Annotated in this window: 20 protein-coding genes; 10 read left to right on the plus strand and 10 right to left on the minus strand. The window is 71.5% G+C overall.

The window, feature by feature from the left end; genetic code table 11:
- Positions 1–62: 62 nt before the first annotated feature.
- A complete protein-coding gene (locus tag ACFFIC_RS02925; RefSeq protein ID WP_377048559.1) occupies positions 63–806 on the minus strand; it encodes a glucose 1-dehydrogenase in 744 nt (247 codons plus the stop codon).
- 109 nt (positions 807–915) lie between these two features.
- Positions 916–1185 (minus strand): hypothetical protein, encoded by a 270-nt coding sequence (locus ACFFIC_RS02930; RefSeq protein WP_377048560.1) that lies wholly within the window; start codon positions 1183–1185, stop codon positions 916–918.
- Positions 1186–1365: 180 nt separating this feature from the next.
- On the opposite strand from ACFFIC_RS02930, the gene ACFFIC_RS02935 reads away from it, so the two are divergent.
- The 3 genes from ACFFIC_RS02935 to ACFFIC_RS02945 all read left to right on the plus strand — a co-directional run bounded on the left by ACFFIC_RS02935 (position 1366) and on the right by ACFFIC_RS02945 (position 2775).
- Positions 1366–1725: a DUF1488 family protein gene (locus tag ACFFIC_RS02935; RefSeq protein WP_377048562.1), complete on the plus strand. Its 360-nt coding sequence runs from the start codon at positions 1366–1368 to the stop codon at positions 1723–1725.
- Between the two features lie 108 nt (positions 1726–1833).
- On the plus strand, positions 1834–2061 hold the full coding sequence (gene rpmE, locus ACFFIC_RS02940) for a 50S ribosomal protein L31 (RefSeq protein WP_377048563.1): 228 nt from the start codon (positions 1834–1836) through the stop codon (positions 2059–2061).
- 219 nt (positions 2062–2280) lie between these two features.
- Complete coding sequence (locus ACFFIC_RS02945) at positions 2281–2775, plus strand: Hsp20 family protein (RefSeq protein WP_377048565.1); 495 nt, start codon at positions 2281–2283, stop codon at positions 2773–2775.
- Positions 2776–2858: 83 nt separating this feature from the next.
- Here the strand turns inward: ACFFIC_RS02945 and ACFFIC_RS02950 are convergent, their stop codons facing one another.
- Positions 2859–3056 (minus strand): DUF1192 family protein, encoded by a 198-nt coding sequence (locus ACFFIC_RS02950; protein WP_377048566.1) that lies wholly within the window; start codon positions 3054–3056, stop codon positions 2859–2861.
- A 134-nt stretch (positions 3057–3190) separates the two neighbouring features.
- On the opposite strand from ACFFIC_RS02950, the gene ACFFIC_RS02955 reads away from it, so the two are divergent.
- The gene (locus ACFFIC_RS02955) at positions 3191–3745 is read left to right on the plus strand and encodes a DUF1013 domain-containing protein (RefSeq protein ID WP_377048567.1); all 555 of its coding nucleotides are present in this window, start codon (positions 3191–3193) and stop codon (positions 3743–3745) included.
- Positions 3746–3844: 99 nt separating this feature from the next.
- Here the strand turns inward: ACFFIC_RS02955 and ACFFIC_RS02960 are convergent, their stop codons facing one another.
- Positions 3845–4027: a YdcH family protein gene (locus ACFFIC_RS02960; RefSeq protein ID WP_377048569.1), complete on the minus strand. Its 183-nt coding sequence runs from the start codon at positions 4025–4027 to the stop codon at positions 3845–3847.
- Between the two features lie 237 nt (positions 4028–4264).
- Here ACFFIC_RS02960 and ACFFIC_RS02965 point away from each other — a divergent pair, with 237 nt between their 5' ends.
- From ACFFIC_RS02965 to ACFFIC_RS02980, 4 genes are all read left to right on the plus strand, one after another.
- Complete coding sequence (locus ACFFIC_RS02965) at positions 4265–4465, plus strand: YdcH family protein (RefSeq protein ID WP_377048570.1); 201 nt, start codon at positions 4265–4267, stop codon at positions 4463–4465.
- Between the two features lie 47 nt (positions 4466–4512).
- Positions 4513–4968 (plus strand): 5-(carboxyamino)imidazole ribonucleotide mutase, encoded by a 456-nt coding sequence (gene purE, locus ACFFIC_RS02970; protein ID WP_377049258.1) that lies wholly within the window; start codon positions 4513–4515, stop codon positions 4966–4968.
- Positions 4965–6086 carry a 5-(carboxyamino)imidazole ribonucleotide synthase gene (locus tag ACFFIC_RS02975; RefSeq protein ID WP_377048571.1) on the plus strand — a complete coding sequence of 374 codons (1122 nt, stop codon included), beginning with the start codon at positions 4965–4967 and terminating at the stop codon, positions 6084–6086. Before purE ends, ACFFIC_RS02975 begins: the two co-directional genes overlap by 4 nt.
- Before the next feature lie 181 nt (positions 6087–6267).
- Positions 6268–7380, plus strand: a complete 1113-nt coding sequence (locus ACFFIC_RS02980; protein ID WP_377048572.1) for an OmpA family protein — start codon at positions 6268–6270, stop codon at positions 7378–7380.
- 154 nt (positions 7381–7534) lie between these two features.
- Here the strand turns inward: ACFFIC_RS02980 and ACFFIC_RS02985 are convergent, their stop codons facing one another.
- The 3 genes from ACFFIC_RS02985 to def form a co-directional block, all read right to left on the minus strand.
- Positions 7535–8065 (minus strand): hypothetical protein, encoded by a 531-nt coding sequence (locus tag ACFFIC_RS02985; RefSeq protein WP_377048573.1) that lies wholly within the window; start codon positions 8063–8065, stop codon positions 7535–7537.
- 175 nt (positions 8066–8240) lie between these two features.
- Positions 8241–8813 (minus strand): COQ9 family protein, encoded by a 573-nt coding sequence (locus ACFFIC_RS02990; RefSeq protein ID WP_377048574.1) that lies wholly within the window; start codon positions 8811–8813, stop codon positions 8241–8243.
- Complete coding sequence (gene def / locus ACFFIC_RS02995; RefSeq protein ID WP_377049259.1) at positions 8810–9355, minus strand: peptide deformylase; 546 nt, start codon at positions 9353–9355, stop codon at positions 8810–8812. The genes ACFFIC_RS02990 and def overlap by 4 nt, the downstream gene beginning before the upstream one ends.
- 223 nt (positions 9356–9578) lie before the next feature.
- On the opposite strand from def, the gene rpsU reads away from it, so the two are divergent.
- Positions 9579–9782 carry a 30S ribosomal protein S21 gene (rpsU, locus tag ACFFIC_RS03000; RefSeq protein WP_043829268.1) on the plus strand — a complete coding sequence of 68 codons (204 nt, stop codon included), beginning with the start codon at positions 9579–9581 and terminating at the stop codon, positions 9780–9782.
- A gap of 94 nt (positions 9783–9876) precedes the next feature.
- Here the strand turns inward: rpsU and ACFFIC_RS03005 are convergent, their stop codons facing one another.
- Entirely contained in the window at positions 9877–11463 is a 1587-nt protein-coding gene (locus tag ACFFIC_RS03005) for an ABC transporter substrate-binding protein (protein ID WP_377048575.1), read from the minus strand.
- 29 nt (positions 11464–11492) lie between these two features.
- On the opposite strand from ACFFIC_RS03005, the gene ACFFIC_RS03010 reads away from it, so the two are divergent.
- Positions 11493–12344 (plus strand): gamma-glutamylcyclotransferase, encoded by an 852-nt coding sequence (locus ACFFIC_RS03010; protein ID WP_377048576.1) that lies wholly within the window; start codon positions 11493–11495, stop codon positions 12342–12344.
- Positions 12345–12402: 58 nt separating this feature from the next.
- Here the strand turns inward: ACFFIC_RS03010 and ACFFIC_RS03015 are convergent, their stop codons facing one another.
- Together ACFFIC_RS03015 and ACFFIC_RS03020 are read right to left on the minus strand one after the other, a co-directional pair.
- Positions 12403–13812, minus strand: coding sequence for an NAD(P)(+) transhydrogenase (Re/Si-specific) subunit beta (locus tag ACFFIC_RS03015; RefSeq protein ID WP_377048577.1), 1410 nt, complete (start codon positions 13810–13812; stop codon positions 12403–12405).
- 4 nt (positions 13813–13816) lie between these two features.
- Positions 13817–14221 carry an NAD(P) transhydrogenase subunit alpha gene (locus ACFFIC_RS03020; protein WP_377048578.1) on the minus strand — a complete coding sequence of 135 codons (405 nt, stop codon included), beginning with the start codon at positions 14219–14221 and terminating at the stop codon, positions 13817–13819.
- Between the last annotated feature and the right edge of the window lie 13 nt (positions 14222–14234).

The raw sequence follows: 14234 nt of genomic DNA on the forward strand, positions 1-14234 counted from the left end.
CGGTGCGGCCCGAACTCCCTAGACCCGGCCCCGCGCGCCGCCAATCCTTCGCGCCGCCCCCCTCAGGCGCAGCGCCCGCCATCCACGGGCAGCAGCACGCCCGTGATGAAGGAGGACGAGTCCTCGGCCAGCCAGACGCAGGCATTGGCGATGTCGGCGGGGGTGGAAAGCCGCCCGATCGGGATGGTCGCCAGAAAGCGCCCGCGGTTCTCCGGCGTGTCCTCCACCCCCATGAAGGCGGAGGTCAGCCCCGTCACCCCCATCACCGGGCAGACGGCGTTCACCCGGATGTTCTCCTTCGCCCATTCCTGCGCGAGCGACTGGGTGAACACGTTCACCGCCCCCTTGGTGCCGTTGTACCAGGTCAGCCCCGGCCGCGGCCGGAGCCCGGCGGTGGAGGAAATGGTGATAAAGGACCCGCCGCCGCGCGCCATCAGCGCCGGATGCGCCGAGCGGGCCATCAGGAACACCGACTTGACGTTGATCGCGAAGACCCGGTCGAACTCCTCCTCCGCCACGTCGAGCGAGGGCTGGTTCCGGTAGGTCCAGCCGGCGTTGTTCACGACGATGTCCAGTCCGCCGAAGGCCGAGACCGTCCCATCCACCATGGCCTGCACGTCGCCGCCGCGGGCCACGTCGCCCCCCAGCGCCACCCCGCCGATCTCGCCCGCGACCCGCCTCGCGCCCTCCAGGTTGAGGTCGGCCACGGCCACCTTCGCCCCCTGCGCCGCGTATTCCCGCGCGATCCCCTCGCCGAAGCCCGACGCCGCCCCGGTGACGAGCGCGACCTTGCCCTGAAGGCGCATGCTGTTGTTTCCCCCGACCTTGCGGGGACCAGTCTGGCAGCGCGGCGGGCGCGGTCAACGGCACGCCGCCGTCCACCGCCCCCTCACGCCCGGCCCACGCGCTTCGTTCTCAGGCGCCGTGGGGGCGTGCCTCTCCCTCGGCGCCGCCCCCGCCCCCGGCGTCGCCCTCGCCTTCCCCCTCGCCGGGGGCCGCCTTCAGCCAGCGATCCTTCATCGCCACCCATTCCGTCCGGCTGTCGCTGCACAGGCGCAGCAGGTCCTCGGGTACGCTTTCCTCCAGCACGGGGTCGTAGGCCTGGTGGAAGCTCCGTTGGAGCCAGAGGTCGAAGGGATCGGCAGACCCGGAGCCCGGTCGTGGCGGTTTCGGGCGGAGCGTCATGGCGGCGCCTCATAGGTTAATCAGCAGCGCCAACGCGCTCCGCCCCGTAATCGCTTCCGCGCAAGTGGAAAGCTGTGCCGCTTTTCATGCGCCCGCGGCGCCGCGCCCAACTGGCCTCATGCCGGGAACGTGCGCCCGCCATCCGCCCGCGCCGCGCTAACCTCACGCATGATCCAAGCAGTGCCGCCCGCAGGGCTCCCCCAGGCCCTGGCGAAGGGCGTCCCCGGGGATGCCGCGACGCCGGCCCAGCCGGCGCGCTGGCGCCACGACCGCATCCTCTTCGAAGTGGTGGAAGCCGGCGAAACCATCGCCTGCTCGGTTTCCAAGGCCGCGATCCAGGACGCGGCGGGCCGCTTCTCCAACCTTCCCAGGGATGTGATGGCCGAGTTCCAGCGCCTCCGCCCGCGGATCGAGGTCGCGGCCCGCTCCAAGCTCCGCGGCCGGGCCGAGGGTGCGGAAGGCCTGGTGCATGTCTGGTCCGCGGACCTCGAGGATGCCGGGCCGCCCCCCAGCCCGCAGGCCGCGGCCATCCAGCCCTGAGCGCTGCCCCGCGTCGGAATGGTTGCGCCGCCGGTCCCCGCCCGCTAAACGCCGCGTCTCGCGCTTCCGGTCGGCATCGGCGGCGCCACAGTGCATGGAACAAGCCCGATGAAGTCCGACATCCACCCCGACTACCACGAAATCAATGTCATCATGACCGATGGCACGACCTATAAGACCCGCTCCTGCATGGGCAAGCCGGGCGATACGCTGCGCCTGGACATCGACCCCAAGTCCCACCCGGCCTGGACCGGCGTGCAGCGCGTGATGGACACGGGCGGCCAGATCGCCAAGTTCAACAAGAAGTTCGCGGGCATCGGCGCCCGCAAGGCCTGATTTGCGCCGGCCGCAAGGCTGGGTTGAAGACAGTGCATGACGGACAGGGCCCCGGCGCTTGAAGCGCCGGGGCCCTTTTCCCATTTCGGGCCTGTCGGCGATGCCCAACGGGGTCGCCGGCGCGAGGCGGAATGGCAGGCACGGCCCAATCGGGGGTGCAACACGCCGGGAAGCCTTGCATCAGTCCATCGATGACCTTGCTCCAGCAGGAGGTTTCTCGTGAACTCTCTCGACTTCTCCCCTCTCTTCCGCACCGCCATCGGCTTCGACCGTCTCGCCCGCCTGGCCGATACGGCGCGCGCCGCGGCGGAAGCCCCGTCCTACCCGCCCTACAACATCGAGCGTACGGCGGATGACGCCTACACGCTGACCATGGCGGTGGCCGGCTTCGGCCAGAACGACATCGAGATCACCGCCCAAGACAACGTGCTGCTCATCGCCGGCCGCGCTCCGCAGGCGCAGGACGAGGGCCGCTACCTCCACCGTGGCATCGCCGGCCGCGCCTTCGAGCGCCGCTTCGTTCTCGCGGACCACATCCGTGTGGAGGGTGCGGATCTCGAGAACGGCCTGCTCCACGTCGCGCTCCGGCGCGAGGTGCCCGAGGCCCTGAAGCCCCGCCGCATCGCGATCGGCCGCGGCCGCCCTGAGCAGCCCGCGCTCGAGGGCCGCTCCGAGGCCGCCAACAGCCAGGAGGGCCAGGCCCAGGCGGCCTGATCTCCGGGATCGCGGCAGCGAGTCCACGATTGAGGAGGGCCGGCGGAGCGATCCGCCGGCCCTTTTCTCATGCCCGTGCGATACTATTCCGGCCTGCGGAAGAACGCGTCCGCCGCCGCCCGCTGCGCCGACCGCGCCGCGATGGCCGCCTCCGCCCGCGCGATCTCGGCCCGCAGAGCCTCCACATAGGCCCGCAGCGTGTCCTCGGACCATTCCGCCAGCGCCGCGGGGGCGAAGCTCCCCGCCACCGGCCGCGGCCGCGCGTCCTCCTCCATCATCATCTTCATCTCCTTCCGGCTTTGACCGGCCCCATCCCCGTCTCTATATGCCGACCCGACACGCCTGGGGCCCACCGCCCCCGGCGGCCCCCCTCCGCGACGACCGCCCCCGCTGGGGCGCGACGAGGCCCCTCGACATGTCCACGCCCCTGATGCCCAAGGCCACCGCCGTGTGGCTGATCGACAAGACCTCCCTCACCTTCGACCAGGTGGCCGATTTCGTGGGCATGCACCCCCTCGAGGTCCAGGCCATCGCGGACGGAGAGGTGGCGCAGGGCATCGTCGGCTACGACCCCGTCGCCAACGCCCAGCTCGCCCGCGAGGAGATCGTCCGCTGCGAGGCCGATCCGAACGCCCGCCTCGTGATGATGCAGTCCAGCCTTCCCCAGCCCAAGATGCGGGGCAAGGGGGCCAAGTACACCCCGGTGGCCAAGCGCAACGACCGGCCGGACGGCATCGCCTGGCTGCTCCGCAACTACCCGCAGCTCACCGATGCGCAGGTGGGCAAGCTCCTCGGCACCACCAAGGAGACGATCGCCAAGGTGCGCGACCGCAGCCACTGGAACTCGGCCAACATCAAGCCGCGCGACCCCGTGATCCTCGGCCTCTGCACCCAGGGCGACCTGAACGCCCTGGTGATCTCCATCGGCGCCCAGCCCGTGCCCACCGCGGTGGAGGACGACGCGGCCTGATCCGGCCGCCCGCCACCCGGCTTCCGACGCAAAAGGGGCGGGCCCGCAAGGACCCGCCCCTTCGTCATGCCAAGGCCGGAACGCCCGGCGCGCCAGGCGCTACTGCGGCATCAGCCGCTGCGCCTCGAAACGCTCCATCTCCTCCTTCAGCCGCAGCTTCTCCCGCTTCAGGCGCGCCAGCTCGAGGCTGTTCGGCTGCGGCCTTGCATCCTCCTGCATGATCCGCGCATCGAGCGCGGTGTGACGGTCCTTGAGCGACTGGAGCCGGTGCGGGTTCAGCATGCGCTTAATCCTTATCCTGCCAAGTTCGGTCTTTGACACTGTCGTGCGGCGCGGGCACCGGGCACGGGGCTTCCCCCCCCGCATGCACGCCGCCGCGCGGCGTCTGTCACCGCCGCGCGGGAGATGATATGGGAAGCGCGAAGAGAGGCGTGAACAATCTCACGCCCTTATCAACGCGCCCGACCACCCGGCAGAACGTGCCGGAGGAAGGGGCCGCCCGTTTCGATCCGGGGGACCATGCTCGCCGAACGCGACAGCCTTTTCCGCCGCCTGCACGAGCTGCGCAGCGAACACCGGGACCTCGACACCGTCATCGCCCGGCTCGAGGACAGCCGCCACGACCAGCTCCAGCTCCAGCGCCTGAAAAAGCGCAAGCTGAAGCTGAAGGACGAGATCTCCTGGCTGGAAAGCCGCCTCGTCCCGGACATCATCGCGTGAGCGCGGAGGGCACGCCTTCCCCGGAGGGCGCGGTGGTGGGCGTGATCATGGGCTCCCGCTCGGACTGGGAGACCATGCGCCACGCCGCGGAAACCCTCTCGGCCCTGGCCATCCCCCACGAGTGCCGCGTCGTTTCCGCCCACCGCACCCCGCAGCGCATGGCCGACTACGCCGCCGGCGCCGCCGGGCGGGGCCTCCGGGTCATCATCGCCGGCGCCGGCGGCGCCGCGCACCTGCCGGGCATGACCGCCAGCATGACCCGCCTGCCCGTGCTCGGCGTTCCCGTGGAAAGCCACGCCCTGCGCGGCCAGGATTCGCTCCTTTCCATCGTGCAGATGCCCGCGGGCATCCCGGTCGGCACCCTGGCCATCGGCCGGGCCGGGGCGGTCAACGCCGCCCTCCTCGCCGCCGCCATCCTGGCCCTGTCCGATCCCGCCCTCGCGGAGCGGGTCGAGGCCTTCCGCGCCAACCAGACCTCCTCCGTCCCGGACCTTCCCGCTTGACGCCTCCCCTGCCCCCCGGGGCCACCATCGGCATCCTCGGCGGCGGCCAGCTCGGCCGCATGACGGCCCTCGCCGCGGCCCGGCTCGGATACCGCTCCCACGTTTTCTCGCCCACGCCCGGCGAGCCCGGCACCCAGGTCGCCGCCGCCACCACGATCGCTTCCTACGAGGACCTGGCCGCGCTGGACCGCTTCGCCGCCGCCGTGGACGCCGTCACCTTCGAGTTCGAGAACGTTCCCGCCGCCACGCTGGACCACCTGGCCGCCCGCATTCCCTGCCGCCCCGGCATCCGCGCCCTCTCCACCTGCCAGGACCGTCTGGTGGAGAAGGCCTTCCTGGAGCAGGCCGGCGTGCCCGTGGCCCCCTGGGCCGCCATCCATTCCGCCGCCGACCTCCCGGCCGCCCTCGCGAGGGTGGGCCTGCCCGCCGTGCTCAAGACCACCCGCCTGGGCTATGACGGCCGCGGACAGGCGATCGTCCGCAGCGCGGAGGAGGCCGAGGCGGCCCTGCACCGCCTTTCCCCCCACCCGCTGATCGCAGAGGCCTTCGTTCCCTTCGCCGCCGAGATCTCCGCCATCGCCGCCCGCGCGCTGGACGGCACCACCGCCACCTACGACGCGGTGGAGAACCGGCACGCCCACCACATCCTGGACCTTTCCTTCGCCCCCGCACGCGTGCCGGCGGGGTCCGCCGCCGCGGCCCGCCGCCACGCCGCGGCGGTGGCGGAGGCCCTGGACCTCGTGGGCGTGCTGGCGGTGGAGTTCTTCCTGCTCTCCGATGGCAGCCTGCTGGGGAACGAGATCGCGCCGCGCCCGCACAACTCCGGCCACTGGACCATCGACGCCTGCCAGGCGAGCCAGTTCGACCAGCACGCCCGTGCCGTCGCGGGCCTGCCGCTGGGCCCCACCGCGCGCCACGCGGACGCCGTCATGCGCAACCTGGTCGGCCCCGAGGGAATCGCGCGCTGGCCCGCCATCGCCGGGGTGCCGGACGTTTCGCTGCACCTCTACGGCAAGGCGGAAGCCCGGGCGGGCCGGAAAATGGGCCACGTGACTCGGGTCTTTCCGCGCGAAACCGTTGCGTCCAGCCCGGAATCGGCGCTGCTCTCCCATCTGTGACCGAAATGCCAGGGTGGGCTGTGTCGCATCCGCCACAGTGACCTGAAACCCTGGCGCAACGCCCCGCTGGCGCGATGCGCGGCCATAACCCCGATGATACACAGTGGCGACGCCGCGCCGGAATCGGGAACCACCTGACCCCCGCGCAGCGCCGCCCTGGTGGATCGGGAGTTCACATCTCATGAGCCTGAAGAAGGCCCTTCTGGCCGCGACGATCATGTCGCTGCCGCTTGCCGCGCAGGCCCAGCCTGTCACCGGCATCTACATCGCCGGCGGCGCCGGCTTTAACTGGCTGCAGAAGACCGACATCGACGTGGTCGGTCCCAACAACACCAACCTCGGCCGCGCCGGCAGCCTCGACTTCGACACCGGCTGGGTCGGCGTCGGCAGCATCGGCTTTGGCTTCGGCAACGGCCTGCGCCTCGAGGCCGAGGGCAACTACCGCGAGAACAACCACGGCGACCTGCGCATCAACGGCGCGCCGACCCCCGCCTTCCAGGGTGGCCGCGCTCGCTCCTACGGCGCGATGGGCAACGTGCTGTACGACTTCACCATCCCCGGCATCCCCGTGACCCCGTACCTCGGCGCCGGCGCCGGCTACGTGTGGCACGAGTATGACGGCGTCCGTGGGTCGACCAACGGCACCCAGCTGGTGATCGACGACCGCGAGGGCCAGTTCGCCTACCAGGGCATCGCCGGCGTGGCGCTGAACCTCGGCGTCCCGGGCCTGGCGCTCACCGCCGAATACCGCTTCCTCGGCACGCTCTCGCCCGAGCTGGACGCGACCTTCCGCCGTTCGAGCGGCAGCGCCCGCCAGACCGGCGCCGTGCTCGGCAGCGGCCGCGTCGAGGTGGACAACTTCAACCACTCCGCCCTGATCGGTCTGCGCTACGCCTTCAACGCGCCGCGCCCCGTCGCCGCCGTGGCCGTTGCCCCGGCGCCCGCCGCCGCCGCCCCGGCGCCCGCCCGCACCTACCTGGTGTTCTTCGACTTCGACCGCGCCGACCTGACGGACCGCGCCCGCCAGATCATCGCCGAGGCCGCGCAGGCGTCCAGCACCACGGGCACCACCCGCATCGAGGTGGCCGGCCATGCCGACCGCTCAGGCACCCCGCAGTACAACCAGCGCCTGTCGCAGCGCCGCGCCGAGGCCGTCGCCGCCGAGCTCACGCGCCGTGGCGTGGCCCGTGGCGCCATCTCGGTGCAGGCCTTCGGCGAGAGCCGTCCGCTGGTTCCGACCGCCGACGGCGTGCGCGAGCCGCAGAACCGCCGCGTGGAGATCGTCCTGCGCTGAGCAGGCCGACCTCTCCTCACGGAGAACGAAGGGGGGCGGGGCCGCGAGGTCCCGCCCCTTTTCTTTTGCGCCCCGCACAGCCCGGATCATGCAGCGGAAACGAAGAAGGGCGCCTTGCGGCGCCCTTCGGAAGAAAACCGGTGGAAGCGTGGGATCAGCGCGACGGGCGGGTCGACACCTGCCGCACCGCCGCCTGCCGGCGCTCCGGCGCGGCCGGAGCGGACGCCGCGGTCGTGCACTCGCTGCGGCCATGCGGGTTGGCCAAGTTGTTCTTCACGGCCAGGCTGGCCAGCGCCTCGGAACTGTTCGGCGCGGCAAGGGCTACGGTGAACAGCGGGGCGACGTTGCGGCAGAAGTTCGAGCCCTGGCGGATACCGTCCTGCGACTGCGCATTCGCCAGCGAGGTGATGTACCCGTCCAGCGAGGACTGCCCCCGCGCGCCCGCCGTGCGGCGGTAATGGGCGTTGATCCCGCGATAGGCGCCGCCGAGCTCGCTCTTATAGCGGTTCACGAAGGCGTTGTACTGGTCCTCCTGCTGGCAGGAGAGCGCGGCGACCATGAGCTGGCTCTGCAGCGCGCGCACGTCGAACGCGGCCTTCTCGGCCGGCTGCACGCAGGTCTGGGCAAGGGCGGGGGTCGCGAAAAGCGCGGCCGCGAGGCCGGCAGCGAGGAAGCGAGACGACATCTGAACCGGGTTCTCCCGAGGTAAACCGAGGCGGCCACCCCGCCCCCGGCAGCACATCTACCCAGTCGCAGGTCACGATGCACGCGGCAACTTCAAGCCAGGGTCCAACGACGCCAAAGGTTTAGCGCCCGTGGCGCAAATGCCATGGCAAGCCGCTCAGGCCGCGAGGAGCATCTCAGCCACGCTGGCCCCGCGCCATCCGCGCCAAGCCCGCGAGGCGCCGGTCAAGAAACTCCAGAGCCGCCTCCACGCCGACCGGCTCCCTCAGCCAATAGGCCAGGGTCGCCGCATAGACGCCGGCCAGGGTCGCCCGCCGCGTGTACCAGGAGAAGTCGGCGGAGCGGTCCCCCGCCGCGGCCCAGACCGAGTCGGCCGTCCGCGCCAGGCTCCGTGCGGCGGCGGCGGCATTCCAAGGGAGGGCCATCAGCGCCAGTCCGCGCCGCAGCGCCTCCCGGTGCGGGGCCGCCTGCTCCAGCCGGATGGCGATCAGCCGCCGGATCCGCGCGGGCGTCCGCAGCCCGTCCAGCGCCTCTGCGGAGGCGGCCTGCTCCATCTGCCGGTCCGCCAGGTCCACCCAGGCCTCCACCGCGCCAACCGGCCCGCGGGGAAACAGCCAGCGATGCGCGGCCGGCTCCTCGCCGATGTCCCGAAGCCCGGCCTCCAGCGCCGCCTCCGTCCAACCCAGGTGAGGCACATGCGGCAGGGCGGCCAGGATGGCCGCGTCCCGCTCCGGGCTGCGCTCGATCAAGGGTTCACGTCCTTCCTGTTGCCCGGCTTCCCCGCCGCCACCTTCCCCTCGCCGGCGGCGTAGCGGGAAAGCTCCTCGTTGAAGCCCAGCCGCGAGAGGTCGGCCATCCGCATCGGGTAGAGCAATCCCTCCAGATGGTCGAACTCGTGCTGCATCACGCGCGCGGCCATGCCGTCCGCCTCGCCCGACACCGCCTTGCCCTTGGCGTCGAGGCCGCGCCAAGCCACCCGCACGGGCCTTGTCACCTCGCCCCGCAGCCCCGGAATGGAAAGGCACCCCTCCCAAGCCGCCTCCCGCTCCTCGGTCAGCGCGGTGATCTCCGGGTTGAACAGCGCGAAGACGCGGTTGCCGTCCCGCATCACGAAGACCCGCAGCGGCTCGTGCACCTGCGGCGCGGCCAGCCCCAGCCCGTTGGCATCGACCATGGTCTCGGCCATGTCGGTCACCAGCCGCCGCATGGCGGGCGTGGTCGGGTCCTCCACCGGCTCCGCCCGGCGCAGCAGCACCGGATGGCCCAGCCGGGCGATCTTCAGGATGGCCATCGTCTTCCCATGCATGCCGGGGGCAACCCTGCCCCCGCCCGCATGTTGGGGCTCGACCCGGATTCGTCACCAGGGGGAGCCCGTTCCCGGGCTTTCCCAGCTTTCGGGCTTCCACCCGGCGCAAGCCGCGTGCTAGACCGCCGGACCTTCGCCGGACGGATTCGAAATCCATCCGGCCGTTCGGCCATTCACAACCATCTCCAGGCAAGGAGGACGTTGCCGCGTGCAAGTCGTCGTTCGGGACAACAACATCGACCAGGCGCTCAAGGCGCTCAAGAAGAAGCTGCAGCGTGAGGGCGTCTTCCGCGAGATGAAGCTCCGCCGCCACTTCGAGAAGCCCTCCGAGCGCCGCGCCCGCGAGGCTGCCGAGGCCGTCCGCCGCGCCCGCAAGGTCGAGCGCAAGCGCCTGGAGCGCGAGGGCTTCTGAGCCCTCTCCCCTTCCATCGGGAAGGGGAACACCGATGACGCCGGATGCCGCGGCGCGGGGATAAACCCCCGCGAACCGCGGCGTTGGTGCGTTCTCAGCCCGACTTCTTCAGGTTCCAGAAGGTGGCGAAGCCGGGAAGCACGTCGCTCAGGGTGTTCCGATAGGCCGTTGCCTGGAAATACTGCCCGAGCGGCACGAAGGGCACCGTCTCGAAGGCGCGCCGCTGGATGCGCCCCGCCACCGCCCGCTGCGCCGTCGCGTCGGGCGCGTCGAACCATTCGGCCCGCAGCGACTCCAGGTCGGGATCGTCCGGCCAGCCGAACCATCCCGTCCCACCATTCGCCCGCAGCAGCGTGTGCGCGGCCGGCGTCGCATTGTCGGCCCCCGCGCTGAAGGTGACGAAGGCGCTCCAGCCTCCCTGTCCCGCCGGCGCCCGACTGCCGCGCCGCGTCAGCACCGAGCCCCAGTCCGTCGCCTGATAGTCCACGGCCATGCCGATCTTCTTCAGCGTGTCCGCCATCACCTCACTCATGGCGTTCACGTGCGGCAGGTCCGTCGGCACCAGGAAGGCCACCGGCTCGCCCTTGTAGCCCGCCGCCGCCAGTTCGCGCCGCGACCGGTCCAGGTCGCGCGGGCGGCTCAGCACGTCCAGCGCCACGTCGTTGGCCAGCGGCGTGCCCGGGGTGAAGACGCCGCAGGGCACGCGCCACATCGCCGGGTCGCTCCCGGCGCAGGCGATCATCAGGTCGGACTGGTCCACCGCGCCCAGCACCGCCCTCCGCACGGCCGGGTTGTTGAAGGGCGCGTGCAGGTGGTTCATCCGGAAGCTAGCGCCGTAGCCCGCGCGGTCCAGCACGCCCACCGTCACGTTCCGGTTCCGCCGCAGCAGCGGCAGCAGGTCGGGCGTGGCGAAGTCCCACCAGTCCACCTCCCCGGCCTGCAACGCCGCCGCCGCCGTCGCCGGATCGGGCGTGGTCAGCCACTCCACCCGGTCCAGGTTGACCACCTTGCCCCCGGCCGTGCCGCTCGGGGCACCCGGTGCCGGCACGTAGCGCTCGTTCCGCGCATAAACCACCCGCGCGCCCGGCACGCGCTCCCCCGCCACGAAGCGAAAGGGTCCGGAACCCACGATCTCCGGCACCTGGGTGGTGGCGGGGGTGCTCGCCAGGCGCTCCGGCATCATCGCCGGCATGAAGACGCCGAACTTCCCCAGCGCGTTCGGCAGCATCGGGAAGGGTTTCTTCAACCGGAACACGATCTGCCGGTCGCCGGAGGCGGAAAGCTCGTCGGTCGCCGCCAGCAAGGTCGTCCCGAAGCCGTCGCGGCTGCCCCAGCGGCGGATCGAGGCCACGCAGTCCCGCGCCAGCACCGGCGTCCCGTCGTGCCAGAGCAACCCCTCGCGCAACGTCAGCGTCCAGCGCCGACCGTCATCCTCCACCACATGGCCTTCGACCATCTGCGGACGGGGCGCAAAGTCGGCGTCGGTCCCGTAAAGCGTGTCGAACACCATGAAGCCGTGGTTGCGCGTGACATAGGCGGTGTTCCAGTGCGGATCGAGCGTGGAAAGGTCCGCCTGCGGGATGAACCGCAGCACCCGCGCCCCCTGCGCCTGCCCGGGACGCGGCGCGGCCAGCGCGGCCAGCGCGCCACCCGCGCCCGAAAGAACCTGTCGCCGCCGCATCGGGGTTGATCCTCGAAAGGGAAGGCCGCATGGCAGCACGCCTTTTCTCCGGGGTCGAGCGGCAGCGCGCCGCGGCCGGCCGAACCCTGCGCCCTCCCGGGCGTTCCCCCGCCGGAACCACGGACCACCCCATGCCCCAGCTCTCCCAGGACCTGATCGCGCGCGCCGTGCCGCAGCCCCTCCCCGGCCCCGCGGCGCCCCCACCCGACGAGCTGCGCCTGAAGGCGGAGATGCAGGTCTTCCTGCACGGGCGCGACCCTGCCCTGGGCCTCTGGGTCTTCGCCTATGGCGCCCTGATGTGGCGGTTCGCCGAGGCCGCGCCCGACATCGTCTCGCCCGCCCGCCTGCCCGGCTTGGCACGCCGCTACACCCTTCGCGACACCCATGACCGCGGCACCCCCGCCTCCCCCGGCCTGACCCTGGCTCTGGAGGAGGCACCGGCCCTCGCCTGCGCCGGCCTGCTGCTCCACCTCCCCGGCCCGGCCGTCGAACGCCATCTCTGGCCGGTCTGGAGACAGGAAATGGCCCCGGGCTTCCACCGTCCCGAGTGGCGCGATTCCCTGCTCACCCGCTCGCGCGACGGCGGCGGCGCGCCCATCCGCGCGCTCTGCTTCCTCCCCCGCCGCGATCACCCGCTCTATGCCGGGGAACTCCCGGTCGGCGTCGTGGCCGATACCCTGGCCACCGCCGGCGGCCCGGGCGGCACCGCGGCCGGCCACCTGCTCGAAGCGGCCGAAACCCTGCGCCGCAACGGCATGCGCGACGCCCTGCTGGAAAGCCTGGAGGCGGAGGTCGCCCGCCGCCTCTCGCCCGCGGCACCCGCGCCGCTCGCGCCGATTGAAGCCGGCCGCGCGCGCGGCCAGCGCCAGAGGGCGGGCTAGAAACAGGAAAGGCCGGGGATTCCTCCCCGGCCTTCCCGCGCGACGGACTGGACCGAAGCTACTTCTGCAGCGCCTGCACGATCTGCTGCGTCACCTTCTTCGCGTCGCCGAACAGCATCATGGTGTTGTCCCGGAAGAACAGCTCGTTCTCCACGCCCGCATAGCCGCTGGCCATGCCGCGCTTGACGAAGAACACCGTCTTCGCCCGCTCGACCTCCAGGATCGGCATCCCATAGATCGCGGAGGACTTGTCGGTCTTGGCCGCCGGGTTGGTCACGTCGTTCGCCCCGATCACGTAGGCCACGTCGGCTTCGGCGAATTCGGGGTTGATCTCCTCCAGCTCGTGCACGTCGTCATACGGTACGTTGGCCTCGGCCAGCAGCACGTTCATGTGGCCGGGCATGCGGCCGGCCACGGGATGGATCGCGTATTCCACCGTCGCGCCTTCCTTCTTCAACAGGTCCGCCATCTCGCGCACCACCTGCTGCGCCTGCGCCACCGCCATGCCGTAGCCGGGCACGATGATGACCTTGCCGGCGTTCTTCATGATGTAGGCCGCGTCCTCCGGGCTGCCCGACTTCACGGGCCGCGCCGGCCCCGCTGGCCCGGTCGCGGCCGCGCCCCCCGCCTCGGCACCGAAGCCGCCCAGCAGCACGTTCAGGATGGAGCGGTTCATCCCCTTGCACATGATGTAGGACAGGATGGCGCCGGAGGCGCCGACCAGCGCGCCCGTGACGATCAGCAGCAGGTTGCCGATGGTGAAGCCGATCCCCGCCGCCGCCCAGCCCGAATAGCTGTTCAGCATGGACACCACCACGGGCATGTCCGCGCCGCCGATCGGGATGATCAGCAGGAAGCCGAGCCCGAAGGACAGCAGCGCGATCAGCCAGAACAGCGCGAGGTTGCCGCCCGTCATGACGAAGGCGGCGATCAGCACCAGCAGCAGCACGCCAAGCCCCGCGTTGAGGTAGTGCTGCCCGTTGAACAGGATGGGCGCCCCCGACATCCGCCCGTCGAGCTTGGCGAAGGCGATCACCGAGCCCGAGAAGGTGATGGCGCCGATCGCCAGCCCCAGCGACATCTCCACCAGCGACTGCCCGTGGATGGCCCCGGGAACCCCGATGCCGAAGCTCTGCGGCGCGTAAAGGGCCGCCGCCGCCACGAACACCGCGGCAAGGCCCACCAGCGAGTGGAAGGCCGCCACGAGCTGCGGCAGCGAGGTCATCTGGATCCGGTTGGCCACCACCGCGCCGATCCCGCCGCCGATCGCCAGCCCCGCGACGATCAGCCCGATCCCGCCCATGCGCATCCCGGGCTGGGCGAGCGTCGCGACGATCGCGATCCCCATCCCCACCATGCCCATGATGTTGCCGCGCCGGCTGGTGGAGGGATGCGAAAGCCCCTTCAGCGCCAGGATGAACAGAACGGACGCGACGAGATACGCCAGCGTCGAGAGCGTGTGCCCCATCGCCTCAGCCCTTCCGCTGGAACATGGCGAGCATCCGCCGGGTCACGAGGAAGCCCCCGAAGATGTTCACCGCCGCCAGCGTGACGGCAATGAAGCCGAAGGCCTGCGCCAGCCAGGATTCGCCCAGCCCCGTGGCCAGCATCGCGCCCACCACGATCACGGAGGAGATGGCGTTGGTCACGCCCATCAGCGGCGAGTGCAGCGCGGGCGTCACGCTCCACACCACGTGGTAGCCCACGAAGCAGGCCAGCATGAAAATGGTCAGGAGCAGCAGGAAGGGCTCCGCCGCCGCCGCCCCCTGCTCGATCAGGGGCATGGCCTCCCCGGCCGCCGCCCGGGCCTCCATGGCCAGCGAAAGGGCGCGCTCGGCCATGGCCTGTGCGCGGATCGCGAGTTCCTCGGCGTGCATCTCTCAGTTTCCC

Source organism: Muricoccus vinaceus (assembly GCF_042433125.1).
GTDB lineage: Bacteria > Pseudomonadota > Alphaproteobacteria > Acetobacterales > Acetobacteraceae > Roseomonas > Roseomonas vinacea.